The 25839-nt window shown below is 69.8% G+C and carries 27 protein-coding genes; 16 read left to right on the top strand and 11 right to left on the bottom strand.

All coding sequences use genetic code 11. The features are described 5' to 3' along the window. Positions 1–3: 3 nt before the first annotated feature. A complete protein-coding gene (locus ASG17_RS03040; RefSeq protein WP_082496076.1) occupies positions 4–501 on the bottom strand; it encodes a Fur family transcriptional regulator in 498 nt (165 codons plus the stop codon). A gap of 106 nt (positions 502–607) precedes the next feature. Between ASG17_RS03040 and ASG17_RS03035 the strand changes: the two genes are divergently transcribed. Continuing rightward, positions 608–1399: a SapC family protein gene (locus ASG17_RS03035; RefSeq protein ID WP_056098814.1), complete on the top strand. Its 792-nt coding sequence runs from the start codon at positions 608–610 to the stop codon at positions 1397–1399. A gap of 175 nt (positions 1400–1574) precedes the next feature. Here ASG17_RS03035 and ASG17_RS03030 read toward each other — a convergent pair whose 3' ends face one another. Together ASG17_RS03030 and ASG17_RS03025 are read right to left on the bottom strand one after the other, a co-directional pair. Further along, positions 1575–1982, bottom strand: a complete 408-nt coding sequence (locus ASG17_RS03030) for a hypothetical protein (protein ID WP_056098813.1) — start codon at positions 1980–1982, stop codon at positions 1575–1577. Then, positions 1979–3001: an NADP-dependent oxidoreductase gene (locus tag ASG17_RS03025; RefSeq protein ID WP_056098810.1), complete on the bottom strand. Its 1023-nt coding sequence runs from the start codon at positions 2999–3001 to the stop codon at positions 1979–1981. Before ASG17_RS03025 ends, ASG17_RS03030 begins: the two co-directional genes overlap by 4 nt. A gap of 357 nt (positions 3002–3358) precedes the next feature. On the opposite strand from ASG17_RS03025, the gene ASG17_RS03020 reads away from it, so the two are divergent. Continuing rightward, complete coding sequence (locus ASG17_RS03020) at positions 3359–3712, top strand: hypothetical protein (protein WP_056098807.1); 354 nt, start codon at positions 3359–3361, stop codon at positions 3710–3712. A 224-nt stretch (positions 3713–3936) separates the two neighbouring features. On the opposite strand, the gene ASG17_RS03015 is transcribed toward ASG17_RS03020, so the two are convergent. After that, positions 3937–4731 carry a response regulator gene (locus ASG17_RS03015; RefSeq protein WP_056098804.1) on the bottom strand — a complete coding sequence of 265 codons (795 nt, stop codon included), beginning with the start codon at positions 4729–4731 and terminating at the stop codon, positions 3937–3939. A gap of 187 nt (positions 4732–4918) precedes the next feature. Here ASG17_RS03015 and ASG17_RS03010 point away from each other — a divergent pair, with 187 nt between their 5' ends. The 7 genes from ASG17_RS03010 to ald all read left to right on the top strand — a co-directional run bounded on the left by ASG17_RS03010 (position 4919) and on the right by ald (position 12229). Continuing rightward, entirely contained in the window at positions 4919–5119 is a 201-nt protein-coding gene (locus tag ASG17_RS03010) for a NepR family anti-sigma factor (protein WP_056098800.1), read from the top strand. Then, positions 5116–5724 (top strand): sigma-70 family RNA polymerase sigma factor, encoded by a 609-nt coding sequence (locus ASG17_RS03005; protein WP_056098798.1) that lies wholly within the window; start codon positions 5116–5118, stop codon positions 5722–5724. The genes ASG17_RS03010 and ASG17_RS03005 overlap by 4 nt, the downstream gene beginning before the upstream one ends. Beyond that, positions 5725–7524, top strand: a complete 1800-nt coding sequence (locus tag ASG17_RS03000) for a sensor histidine kinase (protein ID WP_200935014.1) — start codon at positions 5725–5727, stop codon at positions 7522–7524. Between the two features lie 11 nt (positions 7525–7535). Next, a complete protein-coding gene (locus ASG17_RS02995; protein ID WP_056098797.1) occupies positions 7536–7673 on the top strand; it encodes an entericidin A/B family lipoprotein in 138 nt (45 codons plus the stop codon). Positions 7674–7794: 121 nt separating this feature from the next. Continuing rightward, the gene (locus ASG17_RS02990) at positions 7795–9444 is read left to right on the top strand and encodes an MFS transporter (RefSeq protein WP_056098794.1); all 1650 of its coding nucleotides are present in this window, start codon (positions 7795–7797) and stop codon (positions 9442–9444) included. A 69-nt stretch (positions 9445–9513) separates the two neighbouring features. Then, positions 9514–10965: an NAD-dependent succinate-semialdehyde dehydrogenase gene (locus tag ASG17_RS02985; RefSeq protein WP_056098792.1), complete on the top strand. Its 1452-nt coding sequence runs from the start codon at positions 9514–9516 to the stop codon at positions 10963–10965. Positions 10966–11110: 145 nt separating this feature from the next. Then, positions 11111–12229, top strand: coding sequence for an alanine dehydrogenase (ald, locus tag ASG17_RS02980; protein ID WP_056098790.1), 1119 nt, complete (start codon positions 11111–11113; stop codon positions 12227–12229). 249 nt (positions 12230–12478) lie between these two features. On the opposite strand, the gene ASG17_RS02970 is transcribed toward ald, so the two are convergent. After that, positions 12479–14647: a primosomal protein N' gene (locus ASG17_RS02970; protein ID WP_056098787.1), complete on the bottom strand. Its 2169-nt coding sequence runs from the start codon at positions 14645–14647 to the stop codon at positions 12479–12481. A gap of 168 nt (positions 14648–14815) precedes the next feature. On the opposite strand from ASG17_RS02970, the gene fsa reads away from it, so the two are divergent. The 4 genes from fsa (at position 14816) to ASG17_RS02950 (ending at position 18144) form a co-directional block, all read left to right on the top strand. Beyond that, entirely contained in the window at positions 14816–15469 is a 654-nt protein-coding gene (gene fsa, locus ASG17_RS02965) for a fructose-6-phosphate aldolase (RefSeq protein WP_056098785.1), read from the top strand. Positions 15470–15491: 22 nt separating this feature from the next. Then, positions 15492–16190 (top strand): DUF484 family protein, encoded by a 699-nt coding sequence (locus ASG17_RS02960; protein ID WP_056098783.1) that lies wholly within the window; start codon positions 15492–15494, stop codon positions 16188–16190. Further along, positions 16172–17128, top strand: coding sequence for a tyrosine recombinase XerC (locus ASG17_RS02955; RefSeq protein WP_056098782.1), 957 nt, complete (start codon positions 16172–16174; stop codon positions 17126–17128). The genes ASG17_RS02960 and ASG17_RS02955 overlap by 19 nt, the downstream gene beginning before the upstream one ends. Positions 17129–17193: 65 nt before the next feature. After that, positions 17194–18144, top strand: coding sequence for a retroviral-like aspartic protease family protein (locus ASG17_RS02950; RefSeq protein ID WP_056098780.1), 951 nt, complete (start codon positions 17194–17196; stop codon positions 18142–18144). A gap of 10 nt (positions 18145–18154) precedes the next feature. Here ASG17_RS02950 and yihA read toward each other — a convergent pair whose 3' ends face one another. From yihA to rpmH, 4 genes are read right to left on the bottom strand one after another with little or no spacing between them, the layout of a single operon-like run. Next, positions 18155–18808: a ribosome biogenesis GTP-binding protein YihA/YsxC gene (gene yihA, locus ASG17_RS02945; protein ID WP_056098778.1), complete on the bottom strand. Its 654-nt coding sequence runs from the start codon at positions 18806–18808 to the stop codon at positions 18155–18157. Beyond that, positions 18805–20619, bottom strand: a complete 1815-nt coding sequence (gene yidC, locus ASG17_RS02940; protein ID WP_056098776.1) for a membrane protein insertase YidC — start codon at positions 20617–20619, stop codon at positions 18805–18807. Before yidC ends, yihA begins: the two co-directional genes overlap by 4 nt. Continuing rightward, on the bottom strand, positions 20616–21017 hold the full coding sequence (rnpA, locus tag ASG17_RS02935) for a ribonuclease P protein component (RefSeq protein WP_056099043.1): 402 nt from the start codon (positions 21015–21017) through the stop codon (positions 20616–20618). Before rnpA ends, yidC begins: the two co-directional genes overlap by 4 nt. Positions 21018–21049: 32 nt before the next feature. Next, positions 21050–21184 (bottom strand): 50S ribosomal protein L34, encoded by a 135-nt coding sequence (gene rpmH, locus ASG17_RS02930; protein ID WP_029414875.1) that lies wholly within the window; start codon positions 21182–21184, stop codon positions 21050–21052. A gap of 130 nt (positions 21185–21314) precedes the next feature. Between rpmH and ASG17_RS02925 the strand changes: the two genes are divergently transcribed. The 3 genes from ASG17_RS02925 (at position 21315) to ASG17_RS02915 (ending at position 24109) form a co-directional block, all read left to right on the top strand. Then, entirely contained in the window at positions 21315–22076 is a 762-nt protein-coding gene (locus ASG17_RS02925) for a TVP38/TMEM64 family protein (RefSeq protein WP_056098774.1), read from the top strand. Beyond that, complete coding sequence (locus tag ASG17_RS02920) at positions 22073–23512, top strand: sensor histidine kinase (RefSeq protein ID WP_056098771.1); 1440 nt, start codon at positions 22073–22075, stop codon at positions 23510–23512. Before ASG17_RS02925 ends, ASG17_RS02920 begins: the two co-directional genes overlap by 4 nt. Before the next feature lie 114 nt (positions 23513–23626). Next, the gene (locus tag ASG17_RS02915) at positions 23627–24109 is read left to right on the top strand and encodes a hypothetical protein (RefSeq protein WP_056098770.1); all 483 of its coding nucleotides are present in this window, start codon (positions 23627–23629) and stop codon (positions 24107–24109) included. On the opposite strand, the gene ASG17_RS02910 is transcribed toward ASG17_RS02915, so the two are convergent. Together ASG17_RS02910 and ASG17_RS02905 are read right to left on the bottom strand one after the other, a co-directional pair. Beyond that, the gene (locus ASG17_RS02910; RefSeq protein WP_056098768.1) at positions 24106–25131 is read right to left on the bottom strand and encodes an oxidoreductase; all 1026 of its coding nucleotides are present in this window, start codon (positions 25129–25131) and stop codon (positions 24106–24108) included. The two genes, ASG17_RS02915 and ASG17_RS02910, sit on opposite strands and share 4 nt — an antisense overlap. After that, a complete protein-coding gene (locus ASG17_RS02905; protein WP_162238763.1) occupies positions 25124–25834 on the bottom strand; it encodes a Stf0 family sulfotransferase in 711 nt (236 codons plus the stop codon). Before ASG17_RS02905 ends, ASG17_RS02910 begins: the two co-directional genes overlap by 8 nt. Positions 25835–25839 lie beyond the last annotated feature (5 nt).

Here is a 25839-nt window from a genome sequence, read left to right as displayed (position 1 = left end):
CCCCTAGGCCGCGATGCGGCAGGCGGCGCAGCGCCCATGCGCCTCCACCGTGGTGCGCTCGATGACGTAACCGGCGTCGCTGGCGGCCTGGGTCAGGGCGCGGCCGGACGGCAGGCGCACCTCGCGCGCGGCCCCGCAACAGTCGCAGATCAGGAAGGCCGCGGCGTGTTCGGCGTCGTCGCCCTCCTGCGTGTCGGCGCAGGCGACATAGGCGCTGACCGAGGCGATGCGGTGGGCCAGGCCCTGCCGCTCCAGGAATTCCAGCGCGCGATAGACGGTCGGGGGCTTGGCCGCCTGGCCGTCCTCGCCAAAGCGGGCGATCAGATCGTAGGCCTTCACCGGCTCGCCCGCCTCCAGCAGCATGCGCAGGACCCGCCTGCGCGGCGCGGTCATGCGTTCGCCGCGCGCCTCGGCCCGCGCGACGACGCCCGACAGCACGGCGTCCAGGGCCGCGGCGTCGGTCGGTCGGTGATGATGGTCGTGGTCGCAGGACGACATGATGACCGAGAGCTAGTGGTTGCCGCACGCGCCTGCAACCGGCGCCCGTTTGCCGCAGGGCCGGGCGTGCGCTAGAAGGCCCGCCTTCGCAAGTCCCAGAGCCGCTTGAATGACCGACACAACCTTCTCGACCGACAGTGAACTGGCGGGCAACGTCCTGTTCTACAGCCAGCCGGAGCCGCTGGCCGCAGAGCTGCACGCCAACCTGGGCGTCAACCCGATCGAGAATCCCTATTCGTTCGTCGCCGAGTCGAACATCGTGCCGCTGACTGTCACCGAGTTCTCGGCCGCGGCCCTGGCCTTCCCGGTCATCTTCATGGGCGAGGCCAAGCTGCCCGTCGCCGTCATGGGCATCCAGCAGGGCCAGAACCTGTTCGTCGAGAACGGCGTCTATCGCCCCGACGCCTATGTGCCCGCCTATGTGCGCCGCTATCCGTTCGTCTTCGCCAACGACCCGTCCAAGCAGCGCCTGCTGCTGTGCATCGACCGCGCGGCGCCGTTCGTGGTCGAGGGCGGCCAGTCGCCGCTGTTCAACGGCGACGAGCCCAGCGAATACACCAAGATGGCGATGGAGTTCTGCAACAGCTTCGAGCAGGAGCGTCACCGCACCGAAAGCTTCGTCAAGCTGCTGATCGATCTGGACCTGTTCGAGGTCCGCGAGGCCATGTTCACCCCGCGCGACGCCCAGGGCAACGCCCAGCCGGCCCAGCGCCTGGCCGAATACTACGCCGTGTCGGAAGCCAAGCTGAAGGAGCTGCCGGCCGACAAGCTGGTCGAACTGCGCGACAACGGCGCCCTGGGCCAGATCTACGCCCACCTGGTGTCGCTGCTGGGCTGGGACCGCCTGGTCGCCATGGCCTTCGCGCGCCAGATCCTGCAGCCGGCCGCCGCGAACGCCTGACTTTCTCCCTCCCCTCCTGGGGAGGGACGGTGAACGAAGTGAGCCCGGGTGGGGTCCGAAAGGACATCCGGCCGGGCTTTTCTTTTGGTGGTGGAGGGGTGGAGTGAATGCCCGTTCGAGCCCCACCCGTCTGACGCTTCGCGTCAGCCACCCTCCCCATGAAGGGGAGGGAGAGCTACCGCCGCGCGATCAGCTGGCGCGTCAGGCACGAGAAGACCAGCCGACCGCCCTCGTCCAGCAGGTCGTGCTGGGCGATGACGATGCCCTTTTCGTCGCCCACCGGATCCTTGCCCATCACCGTCAGCCGGCCGCGCAACAGCTCGCCGGCCGGCGGGTTGCGCATGAAGCGCAGGCCGTCGACGGCCAGGGTCTTGCTGCGGACCCAGCCGGCGGTCTTGTCCGCGGCCAGGCGGCTCCAAAGGGCGTAGACCATGGCGTCGGGCGCGCCATAGGCGGCGTCCCAGCCCGGCGAGAAGGTGGTGACGAAGCCGTCCAGCGCCGCCTCGTCGACCGCGCAGGCGCCCAGGGGGATGACCTGGCCGACGTCCAGGTCCTCGAAATGATCGCCGAGCGCCTCGGTCATGCGGCGGGCTCTTCCGAAACACGCACCAGCAGCTTGCCGTCGTGGTCGCCCGTGAACAGCCGGTCCAGCGAGGCGACGGCGCCCTCCAGCCCGTTGTCGACGTGGACCTTCCATCTGATGTCGCCGTTCGCCAGCCACGGCCCCATCTCGGCGACCATCTCCTTGGCCCGACTGGCGTAGTCCAGGACGAGGAAGCCCTGGATATTGAGCCGGTGCGTGATGATCCGTGCGAAGTTGGGCGACGGCGGCATGCGCGTGGCGTTGTAGGAGGACACCAGGCCGCAGACGGCCATGCGGCCGTGCACCTTCAGCCGGTTGAAGACGGCGATCATGATGTCGCCGCCGACGTTCTCGAAGTTCAGGTCGATCCCGTCCGGCGCCAGGCGGTCCAGCGCCGCGCCCACGTCCTCGTTCTTGTAATCGATGGCGGCGTCGAACCCGAGGTCGCGGGTCAGCCAGGCGCATTTCTCGGGCCCGCCCGCGATGCCGATGACGCGGCAGCCGCGCTGCCTGGCGATCTGGCCCGCGATGGAGCCGACGGCGCCGGCGGCGGCGGAGATGACCAGCGTCTCGCCGGCCTTGGCCTTCAGCACGTCGGTGACGCCGAAGTAGGCGGTCATGCCGGTCATGCCGAGCACCGACATATTCGCCGTCAGCGGCAGACCGGGCGCGCGGTGGACGCGCGAGGCGTCGGCGGCGTTCATGATCGCATAGTCGGCCCAGCCGCCCGCGGCGGTGGTGACGACGTCGCCCACGGCGAAGCGCTCGGACCGGCTGTCCTCGACCACGCCCAGCGTCAGGCCGCGCATGACGTCGCCCAGGCCCACCGGCGGCAGATAGCCCTCGCTGTCGTTCATCCAGGTGCGATTGGTGGGGTCCAGCGACAGGTAGAGGGTGCGAACCCTGATCTGGCCATCGCCCGTCTCGGGCACCGGACGCTCGACCAGCTCCAGATCACCGTCGGCGATGGCGCCTTTCGGCCGGTTGCGCAGAACCCATTGGCGATTGATCGACGACATCACGGTTCTCCTGAGGTCTCTTTTGAGAACCCATGAGCATCCTGCGCACTGCTGTCGAGCCCAAAGAAAGGGCGGGTCCGCCCGCCGGACGCCGCCAAAGAAAAAGGGCGGACCTTTCGGCCCGCCCGGGAAGTGGCATCATCGAGAATGAGGCGCGGAGGCGACAGACCGGCTATCGCCAGTCTCAAGTCGGGGGGGCGTCGCCGCCTCCGCAGGTGGATAACACGGGCGTATCGAACCGGTTCCAGCACCGCAGGCGAGTTTTCTCGCACGACGCGAACCCGGGCCGGACGGAACGTCGGGGGGCGCGGCGACGTTTCAGCGGCAACGATATCGAGCCAGCTGCGGAGCACGTCCATGAGCGACACCAACAACCCCCACGACAAGGTCGCCGACGCCGTCCACGAAGGCCGCCCGGTCGAGGCCCAATACGTCCGCCAGGGACGTCCGGGCGTGCGCATCCTGATGCTGCTGATCGTCTCGGCCGTCGCGGCTGCGGTGCTGCTGATGGGGATGTGGTTCGTCAGCCAGGGCGGCTTCTCGAACACCAACGCCAACGACGGCGACCAGGCCGTCGACAGCGCGGCCTTCTCGGGGGATGCGGCAACCGCGCCCGCGGCCGATGCGCCGACCAGCGCGACCGGCCAGGCCGCCCCGGTCGCCACCGGCGACGCCCCGAACGTCAACGCCCCGACCACGCCGTCGAACTAGTCTTCGATCCCCCCGCTCTTGGGCGGGGATGGGCGCCGTTTGCGGCAGCGGGGGCGAAAGGCCGGTGCTGTCTTCGAACGGAGACGGCGTGGACGCCTTCACCCCCGCCGCCACCTACTGCGTGGCCCCGCTCCCCGTTTCGCTTCGCTTCACCGCGGAGGATCAAACAAAAAAGGCCCCGGGATCGCTCCCGGGGCCTTTTGTCTGCGCGGTGGAAGGGCGGGTTAGGCCGCTTCCTTCTGACGCGAGGGGTGGAAGAACAGCGCCTGGCTGATCGCCGCCTTCACCGTTTCCGGCTGGAAGGGCTTGGTGATCAGGAAGGTCGGCTCGGGGCGTTCGCCGGTCAGCAGGCGCTCGGGGAAGGCGGTGATGAAGATCACCGGCACGTCGATGCGCTTCAGGATGTCCTTCACCGCATCGATGCCCGAAGAGCCGTCGGCCAGCTGGATGTCGGCCAGGACCAGGCCCGGGCGGTGGCGGGCGACGGCGTCGACGGCCTCGTCATGGGTTGTGGCGGTGCCGGTGACGCGGTGGCCCAACTCCTTCACCAGGCTTTCGATGTCGGCCGAGATGATGGCCTCGTCCTCGATGATCAGGACGTCGGTGGCCAGTTCGGCGTCGATGTCGGCCTGGGCGTCGGCGATCAGCCGCTCGACGTCACGCGGATCGGCCGACAGGATCTGGGCTGCTTCCGAAGGCGTGAAGCCTTCCAGCGCGGTCAGCAGGAAGGCCTGGCGCGAGCGCGGGGCGATCCGCATCAGGCGGCGCGATGCGTCGTCGCCGGTTTCCAGACCCGAAGCGTCCTCGAGGCGCGCGCCGGTCGAGGACCAGATGGCGTGGAACACATGATACAGCGCCACGCGCGGCGTCATGTCGGTCGGCAGCTGCTTCTCGCCGGCGGCGAGGGCCTCCAGCGCGACGCGGACGTAGTTGTCACCGGTGGTCTGATCACCGGTGAGGGCGCGAGCGTAACGACGCACGTAAGGAAGGTGCGGCGCAAGTCTGGCCAGTAGGCTCATGGATAGTCCCCGACATATCGGCCGCTTCACGCAGCGGCGCGTCAGGCCATGAAACGTCGCCGAAAACGACGGGTTCCATCGAAATCGCTCAGCTTCACCATATTTGCGTTCGCGGATGGAACCGGACGCCCTTGATGACGTTTTGGGCCCGTAGCTACGAGCGGCTAAGGGGCGCGCTGTTCTTCTCATGACCAATACACCGGGGGCCGAGCGGCCGACCACGTCCGGCAAGGACGATACGCCGCTTGAAGAAGCGCGCCTGCGTCAGCAGGCGATCGGCGTTAAGCTGCGCCACATGTTCGATCAGGTGGTGAACGAGCCGGTCCCGGACGAGTTCCTGGACATCCTTCGCCGCGCCGACGAGAAAAACGCGGGCGGCAAGGCGTGAGCATTTCAAGCGCGCCGCCCAAGCCGGCCTCCGCAGACGACGCCGGCTTCAAGACGCAGCTGGTCACCCTGATCCCTCACCTGCGCGCCTTCGCGCGAACGCTGACGGGCGACCCGACCGCCGCCGACGATCTGGCGCAGGACGCCATGATGAAGGCGTGGGACGCCCGTGCCAGCTATCAGATGGGCACCAACATGAAGGCCTGGACCTTCATGATCCTGCGCAACCAGTTCTATTCGGAGAAGCGCCGCTCGTGGCGCTCGACCCAGCTGGACCAGGAGGCCGCCGAGCGCACCCTGGTGGCCGTGGACGACCCCGAGGCGCCCGTCGCCCTGGACGAACTGCGTCAGGCGCTGAACACTCTGCCCGAAGAGCAGCGCGAGGCGCTGATCCTCGTCGGGGCCGGCGGCTTCGCCTACGAAGAGGCGGCGGCCATCTGCAACTGCGCCGTCGGCACGGTCAAAAGCCGCGTCAGCCGCGCCCGCAAGGCGGTTCTGGCGACCCTGGAAAAGGGCGGCTACAGCCGCGACGGCCGCGCGGCCGGCGACGCCATGCGCTCCATCCTGGCCGACGCGGACCGCCTGAGCGGCGCCCGACACAACTAGATGGCCGCACCGGGACTCTTCGCAGGCTGGGGCCGGCGCCTCAGCCTGGGGCGGGCCCGCACTCGCGCATCGACCCAGCGCTTTCAGGGCATCCGCTTCCGGCTGGGCGTGGCCATGGCCGTCGCCCTGCTGCCGATCTTCGTGCTCAGCATCCTGCAGACCCAGGCGGCGTTCACCGACCAGGCGGAACAGCGCCGGGTCGACCTGCAGCAGGCGGCCGAACGCACCGCCAACGACACCAGGGCCCGCATCGACAGCGCCCAGGTTCTGCTGCAGGTGCTCAGCCCCGAGGCCGCCGGCCCCTTCTGCCCGGCGCGCCTCAGCGATCTGACCCGCCGGCTGGACGGCTATGCCGGCCTCAGCCGCGTCAGCGCCACCGGCGACATCGTCTGCGCCTCCACGCCCGAGGCGTTGAACGGCGGTGGGTCGGTGCGCGAGGCCGACTGGTTCCGGCGCCTGCGCAACGGCGAGACCGTGGTCATCACCCGATCGGCCCGCACGACATCGGCCGGACCGGCGCTGCTGGTGGCGGTTCGCGCGCAGCGTCCGCTGGGCGTCTTCGACGGTGCGATGGCGGCGGTCATCCCGCTGTCGACCCTGCAACCCGACCTCGCCGACCGCTCCCTACCCGAAGGCGCGCAGGCCGCCCTGACCGACCCAGAAGGCCGCATCCTGGTGGCGACCGACCCGGTGGCGTTCGATCTGAAGAAGGGCGACCTGACCGGCTGGGTGGAGCGCGCCCGCAGCAGCGCCTCGGCCGTATTCGAGGGCAAGGACGTGTCGGGCCAGCGCCGCGACTACGCCGGGGCCGCCCTGGCGGGTCGCGACGTCTATGTCTTGCTGTCGGCTCCGTCGCCGGGATGGCTGTCGTGGGCGCGGCTGAACCCGATCGGCGCCCTATTGCTGCCGCTGGCGGCCTGGCTGACGGCGTTCGCGGCGGTGCTGCTGCTGTCCGAGCGGATCGTCATCCGCTGGCTGGATTATCTGGAGCGGGTCGCCGCCATCTACGCCCGCGGCCGGTTCTCCGTCCGCCCGGTCCAGGCGGTCAACGCCCCGTCCGAAATCCGCATCCTGGCCAAGACGCTGGACGAACTGGCTGAGACGATCGGCTCCCGCGATAAGGCCCTGACCGACGCCCTGTCCGAGAAGGACGCGCTGATGCGCGAGATCCATCACCGGGTGAAGAACAACCTGCAGATCATCTCGTCCCTGCTGTCGATGCAACAGCGGGCCCTGACCGACGCCCCTGCCAAGGCGGCGCTGGGCGACACGCGTCAGCGGATCTCGGCCTTGGCCCTGATCTACCGCACCCTCTACCAGTCCGAGGACATCCGCCATGCGGACGCCCGCGACTTCCTGACCGAACTGGTCGGCCAGTTGGTGGCCAGCGACATCAGCATGGGCCGGATGGTCGAAAGCGCGGTCGAGGCCGACAGCCTGATCGTCGATCCTGACAAGCTGGCGCCGCTGGCCCTGTGGCTGGTCGAGGCGGTGACCAACGCCCAGAAGCACGCCTTTGCGAAACGGGGCGGCAAGCTGGTCGTCCGGTTCAAGGTCGATGGCGCGACCAGCGTTCTGGAGGTGCAGGACGACGGGCCGGGCGCGCCTGACGAAGCCGTCAGCGCCGGGGTCGGCCGCACCCTCATGGGCGCCTTCGCCAAACAGCTGCGCGGCGAGGCCGAGATTGTCGGCGCGCCAGGCGGCGGCACGATCGCCCGCATGACCTTCGCCACGCCCGAAGCGTCGACGCCGCAACAGCCGGGAACCTTCGTCGTCTCGCGCGGTTTATCCTCCGAATAAGGATTTTCGCCATGCGCAAGCTGTTCGTCATCGTCTCCGCCGCCGCCGCCCTGGTCACCGCCGCCTGCAACACCGTCGCGGGCGTGGGCCAGGACGCCCAGGCGGCCGGCAGCGCGATCAGCACCTGCGCCGACGGCGGTCCCTGCTAAACGCCAAAGCTTCCTCCCGAAGCCCCGAGAGGCCCGCCGTGAACCGGCGGGCCTTTTCGTTGCGCGGCCGGCCCGCTAAGCCTCGCCTCGAGCGCCCGCCAGAGGTGCCGGGAGCGAGACGATGGATCAGGACACGGCCAAAGCGCCCAACCTTCGCACTGTCGTGGGCGCCTCGGCGGCCGGAACGGCGTTCGAGTGGTACGACTTCTTCATCTTCGGCTCGCTGACCACCGTCATCGCCAGGCATTTCTACGCCGATGTCGGCGAAGGCACGGCCTATATCCTGGCCCTGCTGACCTTTGGCGTCGGCTTCGTCGTGAGGCCCCTGGGCGCCCTGGTGTTCGGCTGGTTCGGCGACAAGACGGGGCGCAAGACCACCTTCCTGGTGACCATCACCCTGATGGGGCTGGCCACGGTGCTGATCGGCGTCCTGCCGGACTATGACGCCATCGGCATGGCCGCGCCGATCCTGCTGCTGACCATGCGCGTGCTGCAGGGCTTCGCCCTGGGCGGCGAATACGGCGGGGCGGCCATCTATGTCGCCGAGCATGCGCCGGTGAAGAAGCGCGGCTTCCTGACCGGCTGGATCCAGACCACCGCCGCCTTCGGTCTGATCGGAGCGCTCGCCGTCATACTGACCACCCGCGCCGTCGTGGGCGCCGAGGCCTTCGACGCCTGGGGCTGGCGCATTCCCTTCCTGCTCTCGGCGGTGCTGCTGGCCATTTCGCTGTGGATCCGGCTGAAGCTGCACGAGAGCCCGGCCTACACGCGGATGGAAGCCGAGGGCGGCGCGCGGCGCGCCCCCTTCCGCGAGGCGTTCCTGACCTGGCGCAACGGCCGCTGGGTGCTGATCGCCCTGGCCGGCATCATGTTCGCCCAGGGCGCCGTCTGGTATGCGGGCTACTTCTACACGCGCTTCTTCATGGAGCGGGTGCTGAAGGTCGACACCAACACGGTCGACCAGCTGATCCTGCTGATAACCCTGGCGTCGGCGGCCATGTATGTCTTCTTCGGCTGGCTGTCGGACAAGGTGGGGCGCAAGCCGGTGATGCTGTTCGGCATGATCCTGGCCCTGGTCGCCTTCTTCCCGGGCTTCCACGCCCTGACGCGGGCCGCCAATCCGGCGCTGGCGGAGGCGCAAGCCCGCGCGCCGGTTGTGGTGGTCGCAGATCCCGCGACCTGCGCGGTCCAGTTCGACCCCGTCGGCAAGACGGCCTTCAGCTCGTCCTGCGACATCGCCAAGAGCGTGCTGTCCAACGCCGGCGTCTCCTACGCCAACGCCGCGGCGCCGGCGGGTTCGACGGCCTTGGTGCGGGTCGGGTCGATCGCCGTGCCGTCCATGGAGGCCGCGAGCCGCTCGCCCGCCCAGATCAAGGCCGTCCGCGCCGAAGTCGAGACCCGCATCAAGGCCGCGCTGACCCAGGCCGGCTACCCGACCAGGGCGGATCCGGCCCGGCTGAACTTCGGGCTGTGCTTCCTGATCCTGATGATCTTCATGACGGCGGCCTGCGCCCTTTACGGCCCCCAGGCGGCGGCCCTGGTCGAGCTGTTCCCCACGCGGGTCCGCTATACGGCCATGAGCCTGCCCTACAACATCGGCACCGGATGGGTCGGGGGCTTGCTGCCCGCCGCCAGCTTCGCGCTGGTGGCATGGTCGGGGAACATCTACTTCGGCCTCTGGTATGCGGTCGGCTTCACCCTGATCGCGGCCGTCGTGACCCTGATCTGGCTGCCGGAGACCAAGGGCCGGGACCTCGACGTGATCGAGTGACGAGCAGCCCTTGCCGGTGCGCGGCGTTAGGCTGACATCCTTCCCGTCTTCGCCTGAACGGAGCCACCCATGTCAGACGCCCGCGCTCTCGGCCTCAACCTTCTGCGTCAGCACGCCCTGATCGCGGGCGAGCCGATCCAGGCGGGGGCGAACGGCATCGCGGTGGACGATCCGGCGACCGGCGAGATCATCGGCTACATTCCCGATCTGGGTGTCGCCGAAACCGAGCGGGCCATCCAGGCGGCGGCCGACGCCTTCCCCGACTGGTCTCGCAGCGATCCTCACAAGCGGGCCCAGTTCCTGCGCGACTGGGCGGGGCTGATCGACGAAAATCTTGAGGGCTTGGGCGCCCTGATGGCCATCGAGAACGGCAAGCCGTTCGAGGAGGCCAAGGGCGAGGTCGCGTACGCCAACGGCTTCCTGAAATGGTTCGCGGGCCAGGCCGAGCGGCTGATCGGGGAAACGCAGGACAGCCCGCTGGGCCACCTGCTGCTGACCTTCCGCGAGGCCGTCGGACCGTGCGCCCTGATCACGCCGTGGAACTTCCCGGCGGCCATGCTGACGAGGAAGCTTGGCCCGGCCTTCGCGGCGGGCTGCACCGCCGTGGTCAAGCCGGCGTCACAGACCCCATTTACGGCCATCGCCCTGGCCGAACTGGCCTATCAGGCGGGCCTGCCCAAAGGCGCGCTGTCGATCGTGACCGGCGATGCGGCGACCATCGGCGGGGTGCTGACCGCCTCGCCCCTGATCCGCAAACTCAGCTTCACCGGCTCGACGCCGGTGGGGCGCAAGCTGGCGGCGGACTGCGCCCCCACGCTGAAGCGCGTGTCGATGGAGCTGGGCGGCGCGGCGCCGCTGATCGTCTTCGCCGACGCCGATCTGGACCTGGCGGTGGCCGAGACCATCAAGGGCAAGTTCCGCAACTCGGGGCAGACCTGCGTCTGTCCCAACCGCGTCTATGTCGAGCGGTCGGTGGCCGAAGCCTATGCCGAAAAACTGGCCGCCGAGGTGGCGAAGATCCCCGTCGGCCCGGCGTTCCAGCCGGGCGTCGAGGTCGGGCCGCTGATCGAGGACAAGGCGCTGGACAAGGTCGAGAAGCATCTGGCGGCGGTGAAGGCCGCCGGTGGCCGCGTCCTGACCGGCGGGGCGCGTCACGCCCTGGGCGGCCGCTTCTTCCAGCCGACGGTGACGCTGGGCGGGGACGACGCCCTGTTCCGGCGGGAAGAGACCTTCGGCCCTATGATCCCCGTCTTCGCCTTCGACACCGAGGACGAGGTTCTGAACAAGGCCAACGGGTCCGAGTTCGGCCTGGCGTCATACCTGTTCACCCGCGACCTGGACCGCGCCATGCGGGTCAGTCGCCGGATCGAGGCGGGGATGTGCGGGGTCAACACCGGCCTGATCTCCACCGCCGTGGCGCCCTTCGGCGGGGTCAAGTCGTCCGGCTATGGCCGCGAGGGCTCGATCCACGGCATCGACGAGTATGTGGACATCAAGACGGTGACGCTGGCGCTGAAGTAGAGCTGGGGCATCGTTTTGCGCAGGTCCGCCGGGGCCAGAGGCCTGATCTTGCGCGTCAGTGGCCGTTTGCGCACTGGTTGCGCAGCCCATGCTGTCGTATGTGCGTTCCAGCCCCGACCAAGAGGGTGAACAGAGGACGGACACCATGCGCGTCGGCGTGCCCAAGGAAATCAAGAAGAACGAGCACCGGGTCGGCCTGACCCCCACCGCCGCGCGCGAATACGTCGCCCACGGCCATTCGGTCTCGGTCGAGCAGGGCGCCGGTCTGGGCGCCGGCTTCACCGACGGCGACTACAAGAAGGCGGGCGCCACCATCGCGCCGAACGCCGCCACCGTCTTCGCCGAGAACGACATGATCGTGAAGGTGAAGGAGCCTCAGAAGGTCGAGTGGGAGCGCCTGCGCGAGGGCCAGATCCTGTTCACCTATTTGCACCTGGCGCCCGATCCCGAGCAGACCAAGGGCCTGATCGCGTCCAAGTGCGCGGCCGTGGCCTATGAGACCGTCACCGATGCGCGCGGCGGCCTGCCGCTGCTGGCGCCGATGTCGGAAGTCGCGGGCCGGATCGCGGTCTTTTCGGCGGCCGAGACCCTGCTGAAGCACAACGGCGGCATGGGCCTGCTGTTCTGCGGCGTGCCGGGCGTGGCGCCGGCGCGGGTGCTGGTCCTGGGCGGCGGCGTGGTCGGCATGAACGCCGCGCGCATGGCCATGGGCCTGGGCGCCGAGGTGGTGGTGCTGGAACGCTCCATCCCCCGGATGCGCGAGATCGACGAACTGACCGGCGGACGGGTCATCACCCGCTTCTCCTCCATCGCCGCCATCGAGGACGAGCTGACCAAGGCCGACGTCGTCATCGGCGCCGTGCTGGTGCCGGGGGCCGAGGCGCCCACCCTGGTCAAGCGCGAACACCTGAAGATCATGAAGCCCGGCTCGGTACTGGTCGACGTGGCCATCGACCAGGGCGGCTGTTTCGAGACCTCCAAGCCGACCACCCACGCCGATCCGACCTATGTCATCGATGGCGTGGTCCACTACTGCGTCGCCAACATGCCGGGCGCGGCCCCGCGTACGTCGTCGGAAGCCCTGAACAACGCCACCCTGCCGTTCGGCCTGGCTTTGGCGGACAAGGGTCTGGACGCGCTGAAGGCCGACCCGCACCTGGCGCGCGGCCTGAACGTGCTGAACGGCGAGATCACCTATCCCGCCGTGGCCAAGGCCCTGGGCCTCAGCTTCAGCGACCCGTTTGGGGTCTGGGCGGGGCGGTAAGAATATACCGCAACAGAGGGACTTCTCTAGATGACGCAGGGTTGGTTAGTGGAAGCGGAGCACCCTGACGGCGCTCTCATTTTCAAGGTCAAAACGGCCAGCCCAAGCCACGCCGAGGAACTCGTTCGGAAGCAGTTGGGCGCTCGCAGGGACGCTTGGATCGCCGTTTTGCGCGAACTGTCTAAAGACGAGGTGCAACAGTTCCCTATGTTCAGACGGGTCTTTGGTCCCTTCTAGGCAGCAGCCTGGTCACAAGAAGCTGTACGGGTCCACGTCCACCGTCAGGCGGACCGCGCCCGGCACCTTCACCCGCGCTAGCCAGGCGCGCAGGAAGCCCTGCAGGTCCACGTCGCGGTCGGCGCGGACCAGCAGGCGCTTGCGCCGCCTGCCGCGCACCAGCGCCAGGGGCGCATCGGCCGGGCCGTAGACCTCCAGCCGCTCGGCGTTGGGGATGGCGGCCGCGAGATCGGCGGCGACCTTCTCGACCGCCTCGGGCTTCTCGCTGGACAGGATGATCGCGGCCAGCCGGCCATGCGGCGGCAGGGACGCGGCCTCGCGCTCGGCCATCTCGGCCTCGACGAAGGCGTCGCGGTCGCCGGCGGCCAGGGCCATCAACACCGGATGCTCGGGCGTCCAGGTCTGAAGCAAGGCGCGCCCCGGCCGGTCCGCCCGTCCCGCCCGGCCCGTCGCCTGGCTGAGTAGCTGGAAGGTGCGTTCGGCCGCGCGCAGGTCCCCGCCGCGCAGACCCAGGTCCGCGTCGACCACCCCCACCAGCGTCAGATTGGGGAAGTTGTGGCCCTTGGCCGCCGCCTGGGTGGCGACCAGGATGTCGATCTCGCCGTCCGTCATCCGCTGGATCATCGCCCGCATGGCGCGCGGGTCCGGGATGGTGTCGGACGAGAAGACGGCGGTGCGCGCCTGGGGGAACAGATTGCGCGCCTCCTCCTCCACCCGCTCCACGCCCGGTCCGACAGAGACCAGCGAATCCTCCGCCCCGCACGACGGACACAGGCGCGGCCGGGCCATCGAGAAGCCGGTCAGGTGGCAGACCAGACGTCCGGTATAGCGATGCTCGACCAGCCAGCTGTCGGTGTCGGGCGCCGTCAGCCGGTGGCCGCAGACCCGGCACAGGACGACGGGCGCATAGCCGCGCCGGTTGAGGAACAGCATGACCTGCTCGCCCCGCAGCAGCGTCTCGCCGATGGCCTCCCGCAAGGGTTGGGACAGCCAGGTCTGGGGGTCCGGCGGGCATTCGCGCAGGTCGATCAGGTCGATCGACGGCAGCCGCGCCGCCCCATGCCGCGCCGCCAGCTTCAGCCAGTGGTACCGGCCGCTCTGGGCGTTCCACAGCGTCTCCAGCGAGGGCGTGGCCGAGGCCAGAACGACGCCCGCCCCCTCGATCCGCGCCCGCGCCACCGCCAGGTCGCGACCGTGATAGACCAGGCCGTCCTCCTGCTTGAACGAACTGTCGTGCTCTTCGTCGACGACGATCAGGTCCAGCGCCTTGAACGGCAGGAACAGGGCCGAGCGGGCGCCGACGACGATATTGACCGCTCCGGAGATCACCGCGTCCCAGACCTGGCGACGGCGCGGCGGGGCGACGCCGGAATGCCATTCGGCCGGGGCCGCACCGAAGCGGTCGGTGATGCGCTGGATCAGCGCCTGGGTCAGGGCGATCTCGGGCAGCAGGATCAGGATCTGCGCCTGAGGGTTGGCCTTCAGGCGGCGCGCTACGGCCTCCAGATAGACCTCGGTCTTGCCGGACCCGGTGATGCCGTCCAGCAGGAAGGCGGTGAAACCCCGCGCATCGGCGATGGCCTCGGCCGCCGCGGCCTGGTCGGGGTTGAGCGTGGCGGGCGCGTGGTCCGGGTCGAGCGGGCCGAAGCCGGCGCTGGCCGGGATCTCGATGACCTGAAGCACGCCCTCGTCCACTAGTCCCTTGACCACGCCGGAGGAGACCCCCGCCGCGCGGGCCAGATCGACGCCTGACATTTGAGCATTGGCCATCTGAGCGTCGCCCAAAGCGGCGAGAACAGCCGTCCGCGCCGCCGTCGGGCGGGCGGGCTCGGCGCCCGGTACGCGCTGGAGCCGCCGCAGCGGGCTGGGCGGATCGGACCGCAGGCCCTTCAGCGCCGTCGCCGCCATCTCGCCCGGCGGCGACAGGGTCCACCGCGCCGCCCATTCGACGAACGCCAGCGTGCCCTCGGGCAGGGTCGGGGCGTCGATCCGACTCTCGACGGCCTTGAGCTGGCGGTTGCTGCCGGTGGTCTCGCGCACCTCGGTGACCAGCCCGCGCACCAGCCGGGGGCCCAGCGGCACGGCGGCCTGGTCGCCCCGCACCAGTTCGACGCCGTCCGGCATCTCGTAGTCGAAGGCCTCAGGCACCGGCAGCGGCAGAAGAATGGACGCGACCTTCATTTTCCTCCCCATGAAATGGGGAGGGGGACCACGAAGTGGTGGAGGGGCGCCCCGAGCGCCGCGCGTGTGATCGCCCCTCCGTCACGCTGCGCGCGCCACCTCCCCATCTCCGATGGGGAGGAGAAAGAGGCTCGCGCTTTCGGCGCTCTTTGGCTATTAGCCCGCGCCATGAAACTGTTCCTCGACACCGCCGACGTCGCCCTGATCCGTGAGATGCTGCCCACCGGGATGGTGGACGGGGTCACCACCAATCCTACGCTGATCGCCAAATCCGGTCGTAACATCGCCGAGGTCATCGCCGAGATTTGCGCCCTCGTCGAGGGGCCGATCTCCGCCGAGGCCGTGGCGATGGATTACGAGACCATGGTCAAGGAGGGCGACAAGCTGGCCGCCATCGCGCCGAACGTGGTGGTGAAGCTGCCGCTGACCTGGGACGGGCTGCGCGCCGCGCGCATCTTCTCGGACAAGGGCATCAAGACCAACGTCACCCTGTGCTTCTCGGCCGCCCAGGCGATGCTGGCGGCCAAGGCGGGCGCGACCTTCATCTCGCCCTTCGTGGGCCGTCTGGAAGACCACGGCGCCGACGGCGTGGCCCTGCTGGAAGAGATCCGCACCCTCTACGACATCCACGGCTTCGAGACCGAAATCCTGGCCGCTTCGCTGCGCAACCCGCCGCATGTCTCGGCCGCGGCCCTGGCCGGCGCGGACGCCGCGACCCTGCCGGTCGACACTTTCAAGGCGCTCGTCAAACACCCCTTAACCGACAAGGGGTTGGATGCCTTTATGGCGGACTGGGCCAAGACGGGTCAGTCCATCCTCTAGCGTTCGACCTTGGAGAGGTTTTTTGAGCGGTACGCCTGACCTCTTCGCCGAACACGACCACGGCCCCTCGTGGCCGCAGGTGCGCGCCTGGATCCAGGCGCACGCCCAGACTTTGGTCGAGGATCGCACCCTGCTGGAAGAGATCGGCCTGAAGCCGATGGGGCCGAACGTGGTCGATTTCGGCCGCGCCGCCCTGGGCCGTCTCGAGGCCGCCGCCAGCCGCGAGGCCGATGCGCGCAAGCAGATCGAGGCCATCGCCCGCGCGAACTTCGCCGCGCAAACCCAGACGCACGTCGCGGCGCTGGACCTGATGGAGGCCCGCAACCAGTCCGATCTGGCGCGCCGCCTGGACGCGGCCGCCCAGGCCCGCTTCGGCCTCAGCGGCGCCGCCATCGCGCTAGAAAAGCCCGGCGGCATCCCCTTCGGTTGGAAGGCGCTGGAGGCCGGCGGGGTGGACAGCCTCGTCGGTGAGAACGGCCTGGCCTGGCTGGGTCCGGTGTTCGAGGGGCTGGACCTGTTCGGCCCCGCCGGCGCCGAAGTGAAGTCCGTCGCCCTGATCCGCATGGCGCCTCAGTTCGCTGGCAGCCCGGCGCGCCACGCCCTGTGCGCCTTCGGATCGCCCGAGGAGGACGGCTTTACGCCCCAAATGGGCTGCGAACTGGCCGCCTTCATCACCCGAGTTACCGAACGGGTGGCTGAGCGATGGCCGGTCCTGAGCTGAAACATTCTCAGCTGGGCGCCGACGACGCCCTGGGCGCCTGGCTGGACCATCTGGCGCATGAGCGGCGGCTGTCGCCTCGAACGCTGGAGGCCTATGGCCACATCGGGCGACTGTATCTGGCCTTCCTAGAGCGGCATCGCGGCGAGGGCCTGACGGTCGCGACCCTGGCCGCCACGACGCCCGCCGAGGTGCGCGCCCACTTGGCCGACCGGCGCAGCGGCGAGCGCCCCTTGAGCGCCCGCTCGATCAGCCAGACGCTGAGCGCCATCCGGGGCCTGCACGATTTCCTCGATCGACGCTTCGATGCGCCGTCGCCGCAGTTGGCCCTGGTGCGCGGGCCGCGCGTGACGCCGTCCCTGCCCCGCCCCGTCACCCCTGCCCAGGCCCGCGCCCTTCTGGACGAACCGGCGAAGGACCCGGACGCTGAGCCATGGGAGGCCGCGCGCGACCATGCGGTGCTGACGCTGCTGTATGGCTGCGGTCTGCGGATTTCCGAGGCTCTGTCGCTGAAACGGTCGGACGCGCCCCTGCCTGACCAGCTTCGGATCACCGGCAAGGGCGGCAAGACGCGGATGGCGCCGGTGCTGCCGGCCGTGCGGCAGGCCGTGGACGCCTATCTGGCCCAACTGCCCCATGTGTCGGGTCCGCAGGACGCCCTGTTCCGCGCCCGGCGCGGCGGGGCGCTGGGGCCGCGCCAGGTGCAAGCGGCGGTGCAGCGTTTGCGCGGGCGTCTGGGCCTGCCGGAGCGGACGACGCCGCACGCCCTGCGCCACAGTTTCGCGACCCACCTGCTGGGGGCCGGCGCCGACCTGCGCTCGGTCCAGGAACTGCTGGGCCACGCCAGCCTGTCGACGACCCAGAAATACACCGCCGTGGACGCCGCCCGGCTGATGAGCGCCTACACCGCCGCCCACCCGCGCAAAGCCCCCGCCGACTGACAGACTTGCCAGAGGCCGCGTGCGGCGCGACGCTCTCTCCAAAAGGACCGGGGAGGGTTCCAGGGATGGATCGGCGGACCCTGCTGGCGGCAGGCGGCGCATGGGCGCTGGCCGGCTCCGCGCACGCCCAGTTGGCCCAGCCGGACGAGGACGATCCGCCGCTGGCGCCCGAGGTTCTGGCGCTGCTGCCCAACATCTCCACCCGTCTGGCTGTCTCCGTCGGCATCGAACGCTTTGGCCGGTTCGAGTTCGTGGTCGATACGGGGGCTAGCCGCACCACCATCTCCGACACGCTGGCGCGACAGCTGAACCTGCCGCCCGGCCCGCGCGTGGTGGTCAACGGCGTCAACTCGGCCGAGCCGACCGCGACCGTGCGCGCCGCCGAGGTCGAGATCGCGGGCGTGAAGCTGCGCAACGTCGACATGCCGGTCTTCCCCCGCTCGAGGCTGGCGGCGGACGGCTTGCTGGGGCTCGACGCCCTGACCCAGTTCCGGCTGGTGTTCGACCTGATCCATCGGCGGCTGCTGCTGGGCCGCTCGGCGCGCGAGGTGCGTGGCAGTCAGGAGGCGACGCGCCTGCCGCGCGACACCCAGATCGAAGCCCTGCGCCACGGCGGCCAGTTGCTGTTCGCCAATGTCGAGGTCGACCGCGTGCCGGTCGTGGCCTTCATCGACAGCGGCTCTCAGTACACCATCGGCAATCGAGCCCTGATGCGCGCGGTCCAGACCACGCGGCCCGAGGACCTGGCGACCCGCTACACCGTGCCGATCGTCGGGGTGACGGGCCAGAGGCGCACGGGCGAGGTGGCGATGGTGCGGTCGCTGAAGCTGGGCGGGTTCAGCCTGCGGCGCACGGCGCTGGTCTTTTCGGACCTGCACATCTTCGACTACCTGGGACTGGGGCAGACCCCCGCCCTGCTGCTGGGCGCCGACACCCTGGGCCGCATGGACCGGGTGACGGTGGACTTCGCCAGGAGCCGGGTGACCTTCGGGCGGCCCCGACTGATCGGGAGCTGAGGGAAAAGAATTAAGGCGCGGTTCCGGTGGCCTGCATGATGGCCAGGCGCAGTTCGGGCATGCCCAGACCCTTTTCCGCCGAGGTGACGGCGACCGCCGGATAGGCGGCGGGGCGTTTGGAGACCGCCTTCAGCGTGGCCGCCTGGACCACTTCGGCCTCGCCCTTCTTCAGCTTGTCGGCCTTGGTCAGGACGATCTGATAGCTGACGGCCGCGAGGTCCAGCGCGTCCAGCGCCTCCTTGTCCACGTCCTTCAACCCGTGCCGGCTGTCGATCAGCAGGTAGACCCGCTTCAGCGTCACGCGGCCGCGCAGATAGTCGCGGCCCAGGTCCTGGAACTTCTTCACCGTCGTCTTGGACGCCTTGGCCCAGCCGTAGCCGGGCAGGTCGACCAGACGCATCTGGCCGTCCAGGTCAAAGAAGTTGACCTCGCGCGTGCGCCCCGGCTCGGTCGAGGCGCGGGCCAGCTTGTGCATTCCGACCAGGCCGTTGATCAGGCTGGACTTGCCCACATTCGAGCGGCCGGCGAAGGCCACCTCAGGCAGGTCCGGCGCGGGCAGCTGCTCGATCTTGGCGGCCCCCATGACGAAGGTCGCCTGGCGCGAGAACAGGACGCGGGCCTGCTCCAGCGCTTCCTCGTGGGCCTGGAGCTCTTCCGGCGTCACGCCTTCTGCAGCCGCGCCCGCACCTTGGCGATGAAGCCGTCGATCGGGTTCGGGGCCTTGAAGCGATGCATGATGACGTACTGCTGCAGCACCGACAGGATGTTGTTCCACGCCCAGTAGATCAGCAGGCCCGCCGCGAACGGCGCCATGATGAAGGTGAAGACCAGGGGCATGAAGGCGAAGATCTGGCGCTGCACCGGATCGGGCGCCGGCGGGTTCATCGACTGCTGCAGCCACATGGTCAGGCCGTAGAAGATCGGCAGCACGCCCAGGTGCAGCGGACCGCCCAGCAGACCCCCCAGCATCGGCAGGGTCGCCGGATCCCAGGGGATCAGGCCGAACAGGGTCCAGATCGACGACGGGTCACGCGCGCTGAGGTCGTGGATCCAGCCGAAGAAGGGCGCGTGCCGCATCTCGATGGTGACGAACAGCACCTTGTACAGGGCGTAGAAGACCGGGATCTGGATGATGATGGGGATGCAGCCGGCCAGAGGATTGATCTTCTCCTTCTGGTACAGCGCCATCGTCTCCTGCTGCTGCTTCTGCGGATCGTCGGGGTTCCGCTTCTTGATCTCCTCCATCTTGGGCTGGAGGGTCCGCATCTTGGACAGGCTCTCGTAAGCCTTGTTGGCCAGCGGGAACATGATCAGCTTGACCACGACGGTCAGGGCCAGGATGGCCAGGCCGAAGTTGCCGAACAGGCCGAAGAAGAACTCCACCACCATGAAGATGGGGCGCGTCAGGAAGAACAGGTGGCCCCAGTCGATCGCGTAGATGAAGCGCGGCAGCTTGAGGCTTTCCTCGTAGCTCTTGAGGATTTCGTTGCGCTTGGCGCCGGCGAACAGGCGCTGGGTCTCGACCGAGGTCTGGCCCGGCTGGATGGTGCGCGTGGCGCCCAGCAGGTTGGCCTCGTGGATGTTAAGCGCCTCGCCGCCGTGGACACGGAACTCGGCCTGGATGCGCTCGCCCTGCGGAGGGACCATCGCGGCCAGCCAGTATTTGTCGGTGATGCCGAGCCAGCCGCCGGTCGATTCGAACGTCTCGCGCGGCTTCTTGGCCCAGTCCTTGTACTTCAGCAGCTCGGTGACGTAGCCGCCCTTGCCGGTCTTGAAGGTGCCGATGGCGCCCTCGTGCAGGATCATCTGCTTGCCCAGGTCGGTCGGCACGCCCTGGCGCTGGACCGATCCATAGGGGGCGATGGTGATGGCCTGGGTCCCCAGGTTGGCGACCGTGTCCGTGACGGTGAACAGATACTGGGCGTCAATGGCCACGACGCGCGTGAAGCGCAGACCCTGGCCGTTGTCCCACGTCAGGGTGACGGGGCTGTTGGGCGTCAGGACCGAGCCCTGCGTCAGGCTCCAAACCGTGTTCGGCCCCGGCACGCCGCCGGCGACATTGGGTCCGGTCCAGCCGAACTGGGCGAAATAGGCGTGCTCCATGCCCTGCGGGCGGAACAGCTCGACCGGGTCGGAATCGGCGTCGATGGTTTCGCGGTAGCGGATCAGGAACAGGTCGTCGATGCGGCCGCCCTGCAGCGACAGCGAGCCCTTCAGCGTCGGGGTCTCGATCGGCACGCGCGCGGCGGTCCCCAGCGCCTGGGTGCGGTCGGAGACGAAGATGGCGCTGTCCGGGCGCAGGGCCGTGTTGGCGGCGTCGGCGGCGGCCGGGCTGGCCTGCTGCGAAGCCTCGGCCACCTGGGCGGCACGGCGCTGATCGGCCTGGGGCCGCAGCACGGCCACCCAGTAGACCAGCAGGATCAGGGCCGAACACGCGATGAAGATGATCGTGTTGCGGGTGCTATCGTTCTTCATCGGGAATCCTGGCGGGCGTCGCGGGGCGGTACGGGGCGATCGGGGGCCGGCCGCGCGGTCGCGAGCCTTGTAAGCGCCGATTTCACATCGTCAAGCAAACGGTCCCACGGGCGCTCGGCCGTACCCATGCGGGCGATCAGCACATAGTCGAAACCGGGCTTGGCGTTGTCGGGAAGGATGGCGCGCGCGGCCTGGCGCAGGCGGCGCTTGGCGCGGTTTCGGACGACGGCGCCGCCGATCTTGCGGGTGGCGGTGAAGCCGACCCGGACGACCGGGCTGTCGTCGCCGCGTTCCAGCGCCTGGATCACCACGCCGCCCCTGGCCTCGGAACGACCCTTGGCGGCCGCCAGGAACTGGGGCCGCCGGGTCAGTCGCTCGATTTTGAGGACGTCGGTCATCATCCTCCTCCTCAGAGGAGGAAGCGAGGCGCTTAGGCCGTCAGGCGCTTGCGGCCCTTGGCGCGACGACGCGCAACGATCTTGGCGCCGTTCTTGGTGGCCATCCGCGAGCGGAAGCCGTGACGGCGCTTGCGCACGAGTCGCGACGGCTGATAGGTCCGCTTCACGGTCGGCTCCAGTTTCAAATAAAACGTAGCGAGCGGATGCCGAAGGCGTCCGTCGCAGGAAGGGCGGGCTTATAAGGGCGGGACGGCCTGGGTGTCAACGCCGTCCGACCAACGAGAGGCTCATTCGTCCATGGCGACGCGTACGGCAGCAACCCAGCGCAAGGCGGGGGAATGGGCGGTCCGGCTTTTGCCGGTCGTGCTTCTGGCCGGCTTCGTGGTGCTGTTCTTCGCCATGGGCTGGAATCGCTATCTGTCGATGGACCTGATCCGCGACCACGGCCTGCGGCTTCAGGCCTACGCCCAGGCGCACTACTGGCTCGCCCTGGCCGCCTTCATCCTGGTCTACGCCCTGGCCACGGCCTCGACGGTGCCCGGGCCGGTCTTCCTGACCCTGCTGGGCGGCATGATGTTCGGCCCCTGGGTCGGCGCCCTGGCGCAATCGACGGGAGCCACGATCGGCTCGGTCGTCATCTATTACGTGTACCGCACCGCCATCGGCGCCTGGCTGCGCAAGAAGTTCGAGGCCGACGCCGGCCTGATGGACCGCCTGGCCAAAGGTCTGGACAAGAACGCCTTCGTCACCCTGCTGACCCTGCGCCTGATCCCCAGCGTGCCGTTCGTGCTGATCAACGCCACGGCCGGCATGGTCGCCGTTCCCCTGCGGCCCTACATCCTGGCCACCTTCCTGGGCCTGCTGCCGTCGACCTTCATCTACACCTGGATCGGGTCGGGCCTGGGCGACCTGCTGAAAGCGGGCGTGCAGCCGGACCTGCCCATGCTGGTGCGCCAGTTCTTCTGGCCGCTGATGGGCGTGGCCTTCCTGTCCCTGCTGCTGCCGGCCCTGATCAAGGGCGGCCAGTGGCTGGCCCAACGACGCAAGGCGGCGGCATGAGCGCGCTGGACCGCCTGCCGTCCGGTTGGCGGCAACGCCTGACGCCGCACGCGCCGGACGGCCTGTCGCGCCAGCTGCTGCTGCTGACCGCCGCCTTCACCATCGCGGTCGAGGTGCTGATCGTTGCGCCCAGCGCCGCCTCCTTCCACGAGCGCTGGCTGCTGGACCGGCTGCAGGCGGCGGAACTGGCCTCCGTCGGGGTCGAGGCCCTGCCCTATAGCGCCGTCGAGGACGACACCGCCGCCGAGCTGCTGCGAATCGGCGGGGTTCAGGCGGTGGTGGTGGGCGATCAGGGCGTGCGCCGCCTGTTGCTCCAGGCGCCCAACCTGCCCCGCGCGCCCGATGTCATCGACCTGCGCCGCACCGACACCGTCGCGCGCCTGATCGACCCGTGGAAGACCCTGTTCGGCCACCCGGACCGGTCGATCCGCATCCAGGCGCGGCCACGTTATCGCTCGGGTGACTTCATCGAGGTGCTGGCCCCCGCGCAGCCGCTGAAGCTGGAGCTGCGGGCGTTTTTGCTGAACAGTCTGCTGGTGTCGCTGGTGATCTCGCTGGTGGCGGGCGCCCTGCTGTACGCCGGCCTGTCGCTGCTGGTGCTGCAGCCGCTGCGGCGCGTGACCCGCTCGATCGAACGGTTCGCCGCCGCGCCGGACGTCGAGGGCGAGCCCCCCAGCGAGCGCAACGACGAGATCGGCCGGGTCGAGCGCGAACTGGCCCGGATGCAGGAAGAGGTGCGCCAGTCGCTGCGCTCGCGCGCGCGTCTGGTGGCGCTGGGCGAGGCGGTGGCCAAGATCAATCACGACCTGCGCAACATGCTGACTTCGGCCGAGATGGCGTTCGAGCGGCTGTCCGGCAGCGCCGATCCGATGGTCGCCAAGGCCCTGCCCCGGCTTGAGCGCGCCCTGACCCGCGCCGCCGCCCTGTCGCGCAACGTGCTGGACTACGGCAAGTCCGAGGAGCCGGCGCCCGACAAGCGGCGCATCGGCCTGGCCGGCGCCGTCGCCGCCGCCGCCGAGGATGCGGGCCTGGAGCCCGGCGGAGTGCGCGTGGAGCGCAAGATGCCCGCCCGCTTCGCCGTCATGGCCGACCCGGACCAGCTGCACCGCATCCTGGTCAACCTGATGCGCAACGCACGCCAGGCGATCGAGACCGACGGCTATCGCTCGCCGTCGAGGCGCGGCAAGGGCGTGGTGCGGGTGACGGGGGCGCTTGAGGACGGTTACGCCGTGTTGCGCCTGACCGACGACGGGCCGGGCATTCCGGCGCGTCTGGCCGAACGGCTGTTCGAGCCCTTCGTGTCGGGCAAGTCGACCGACGGGGCCGGCCTGGGCCTGACCATCTCGCGCGAACTGGCGGCCAACCACGGCGGCGACCTGCGGCTGGTGGACACCGGCGGCGACGGGGCGACGTTCGAGTTGCGCCTGCCGGCCTGAGACTCGGGCCGCGTCGGGCGCAGCCGTTTCGCGTCTTGCACGTTAGGCCGTGACGCCACGATGCGGCCTATTTAGCTTGGCCTTATGCCCGCCTTCGCCGGAGACGCTGGACCCATGATCGCCCGCACCCTTCTCGCCTTCACCGCCGTCGCCGCGCTGGCCCTTCCGGCTGTCGCCCAGACCACCGCGCCGTCCGCCACCGACGCGGTCCAGCCGGCGACCGCCCGGGCGCAGTCGCCCGAGGAGCAGGCGCGCCTGCAGGCGCTGGGCGAGACCTATCACCGCGCCCCGGACGCGGCTCAGACGCCCGAAGAGCTGCAGGCCACCATGCGGCTGAACGCCGAGATCACCGCCCGCAACGACGCGGCGGCGAAGCAGGAATCGGCCGATCAGGCCGCCTATGCCCAGGCCCAGGCCGAGTACGAGGCCAGCGTCGAGCGCGGCCGCGCCGAGCGCCTGAACTACGAAGAGGGCGTGCGCGCCTCGGAGGCCGCCCAGCGTCAGTACGAGGCCGACAAGGCGCGCTGGGAGCAGCGCGTGCGCGACTGCAACGCCGGCGTCCGCGCCGCCTGCCTGCAGCCGGGCGAGGCCTACTAGAGCGCGACGTCGCGGCGCTCGCGGGCGCTGCGTTCGCCCGCCTCGATGACGCGCATGACCTGGATCGCCTCTGCGGCGGTGACCGGGTTGGGCCCCTCGCCCCGCAGCGCCGCCGCCACGGCCGCATAATAGGCCTGTTGCCCGCCCGCCTGCCCCGGCGTCTCGCGCCGCCGGCCCGTCGCGCCGTCGGTCAGAACGCCCGGTCGGGGATCGACGCCCCACCCCGGCGCGCCCGGCGTCATACCGGCCTTCAGCTGGTCTTCCTGCACGTCCATGCCGGTCTTGATCCAGCCGCCCTTGTCGCCCTGCACAGCCATCCGCAGGTCGGGCGCGGGCGAGGTGACGTCGGCGTGCAGGATGGCCCGCACCCCCGGATAGCGCAGCACCACGTGGACATAGTCGGTCGACTGGCCGCCGGGCCGCAGGGTCGCCAGATCGGCGGTGATCGCTTCCGGCCAGCCGAACAGCTGCAGCGCCTGGTCCACAAGGTGCGGACCCAGGTCGAACCAGAGGCCGGCGCCCGGCCCGGCGTTCTCGCGCCAGCGGTCGCGCACCTGCGGTCTGTAGCGGTCGATATGGCTTTCGAACCGGCGGATGGTCCCCAGCGACCCGTCCGCGATCAGCCGCTTGAGCGTCAGAAACTCGCCGTCCCAGCGCCGGTTGTGGAACACCGACAGCAGCCGCCCCATCTCTTCGGCCAGCCGCTCCAGCCCCTCGGCCTCGGCCACCGTCAGGGTGAAGGGCTTGTCGACCACGACGGCGCAGCCGGCCCGCAGCGCGGCGCGCGCCTGGGGTTCGTGCAGATCATTCGGGGTGGCGATGACCACCAGGTCCGGCCTGGACGCCAGCAGCGCGTCCAGCGTCGGGTGGACCGCCGCGTCCGGCCAGTCCGCCGCCACATCGTCCGGTCGGCTCGAGACGACGCCCGCCAGCCGCATCCCCGGCGTGGCGGAGATCAGCGGCGCGTGAAACGTCTTGCCGACATAGCCGTAGCCCACCAGTCCGACGTTCAGATCAGTCACCGGCCGTCTCCTCCAGATACCGCGCGCGCCACAGGGCGTTCGTCGCCGTCGCCTGCCGCGCGGGCATCCCGTCGCCGTCCGGCAGGGTGGAGAGAGCCGGCAGGTCCAGATGCGCCCGCGCCGCGTTCAGCGCGTCCAACGGCCGCGCGACCAGGTCTTCATAGGCGATCCTCAGCGGCGTGACCCGCTCGCGCGCGAAGAAATCGTCCCAGCCGGCCGCATCCTGCGCCAGCCGCACCCGCGCCGCGGTGATCGCCGCCCGATCATAGATCAGGGCGCCGCTCGAGGGCCGAAAGCTGATGGGCGAGCGGGTCTGTTTGGCCACCACCAGCGAGATGGCCTGATCCAGCGCATCGTCGCGGACGATCCGTACCCAGCGCTCGACCGCCGCGGCGCCGGGCGCCGCCGCGAACTGGGCCCAGTGCGCCTTGACGCCGAACCAGCCGGAGGGCGACGTCCGCCGCCGCTGGATCGCCCGCACCGTCTGGGCCGCGCCCGCCGTCCCCAGGCGCTCGCCCCAGTCCGCCAGATGCCGCGGATGCAGATATTCCAGGGGCGCGCCCATGTCCCCGCAGGCCCGGAACAGATGTCCCAGCCAGTGGCTGCCCGTGCGCGGGCTGGACGCGATCAGATAGGTTCGCGCCGCCCCGTCGAACGGCGCCAGATCATAGGCCGGGCCGAACTGGTCCCACGGCGCGCTCACGCCGC

The sequence above is a fragment of the Brevundimonas sp. Leaf363 genome (assembly GCF_001424025.1).
Taxonomy (GTDB): Bacteria; Pseudomonadota; Alphaproteobacteria; order Caulobacterales; family Caulobacteraceae; genus Brevundimonas.
Note: the sequence above shows the minus strand (reverse complement) of the source record. Positions and strands in the feature narration are given on the sequence as shown.

What these genes read in the sequence shown, in the direction of transcription:
- ASG17_RS03035 (WP_056098814.1), top strand. Translation starts at nt 608, where the DNA reads ATGACCGACACAACCTTCTCGACCGACAGTGAACTGGCGGGCAACGTC.
- ASG17_RS03030 (WP_056098813.1), bottom strand. Translation starts at nt 1,982, where the DNA reads ATGACCGAGGCGCTCGGCGATCATTTCGAGGACCTGGACGTCGGCCAG.
- ASG17_RS03025 (WP_056098810.1), bottom strand. Translation starts at nt 3,001, where the DNA reads ATGTCGTCGATCAATCGCCAATGGGTTCTGCGCAACCGGCCGAAAGGC.
- ASG17_RS03020 (WP_056098807.1), top strand. Translation starts at nt 3,359, where the DNA reads ATGAGCGACACCAACAACCCCCACGACAAGGTCGCCGACGCCGTCCAC.
- ASG17_RS03015 (WP_056098804.1), bottom strand. Translation starts at nt 4,731, where the DNA reads ATGAGCCTACTGGCCAGACTTGCGCCGCACCTTCCTTACGTGCGTCGT.
- ASG17_RS03010 (WP_056098800.1), top strand. Translation starts at nt 4,919, where the DNA reads ATGACCAATACACCGGGGGCCGAGCGGCCGACCACGTCCGGCAAGGAC.
- ASG17_RS03000 (WP_200935014.1), top strand. Translation starts at nt 5,725, where the DNA reads ATGGCCGCACCGGGACTCTTCGCAGGCTGGGGCCGGCGCCTCAGCCTG.
- ASG17_RS02995 (WP_056098797.1), top strand. Translation starts at nt 7,536, where the DNA reads ATGCGCAAGCTGTTCGTCATCGTCTCCGCCGCCGCCGCCCTGGTCACC.
- ASG17_RS02990 (WP_056098794.1), top strand. Translation starts at nt 7,795, where the DNA reads ATGGATCAGGACACGGCCAAAGCGCCCAACCTTCGCACTGTCGTGGGC.
- ASG17_RS02985 (WP_056098792.1), top strand. Translation starts at nt 9,514, where the DNA reads ATGTCAGACGCCCGCGCTCTCGGCCTCAACCTTCTGCGTCAGCACGCC.
- ald (WP_056098790.1), top strand. Translation starts at nt 11,111, where the DNA reads ATGCGCGTCGGCGTGCCCAAGGAAATCAAGAAGAACGAGCACCGGGTC.
- ASG17_RS02970 (WP_056098787.1), bottom strand. Translation starts at nt 14,647, where the DNA reads ATGAAGGTCGCGTCCATTCTTCTGCCGCTGCCGGTGCCTGAGGCCTTC.
- fsa (WP_056098785.1), top strand. Translation starts at nt 14,816, where the DNA reads ATGAAACTGTTCCTCGACACCGCCGACGTCGCCCTGATCCGTGAGATG.
- ASG17_RS02955 (WP_056098782.1), top strand. Translation starts at nt 16,172, where the DNA reads ATGGCCGGTCCTGAGCTGAAACATTCTCAGCTGGGCGCCGACGACGCC.
- ASG17_RS02950 (WP_056098780.1), top strand. Translation starts at nt 17,194, where the DNA reads ATGGATCGGCGGACCCTGCTGGCGGCAGGCGGCGCATGGGCGCTGGCC.
- yidC (WP_056098776.1), bottom strand. Translation starts at nt 20,619, where the DNA reads ATGAAGAACGATAGCACCCGCAACACGATCATCTTCATCGCGTGTTCG.
- rnpA (WP_056099043.1), bottom strand. Translation starts at nt 21,017, where the DNA reads ATGACCGACGTCCTCAAAATCGAGCGACTGACCCGGCGGCCCCAGTTC.
- ASG17_RS02925 (WP_056098774.1), top strand. Translation starts at nt 21,315, where the DNA reads ATGGCGACGCGTACGGCAGCAACCCAGCGCAAGGCGGGGGAATGGGCG.
- ASG17_RS02920 (WP_056098771.1), top strand. Translation starts at nt 22,073, where the DNA reads ATGAGCGCGCTGGACCGCCTGCCGTCCGGTTGGCGGCAACGCCTGACG.
- ASG17_RS02915 (WP_056098770.1), top strand. Translation starts at nt 23,627, where the DNA reads ATGATCGCCCGCACCCTTCTCGCCTTCACCGCCGTCGCCGCGCTGGCC.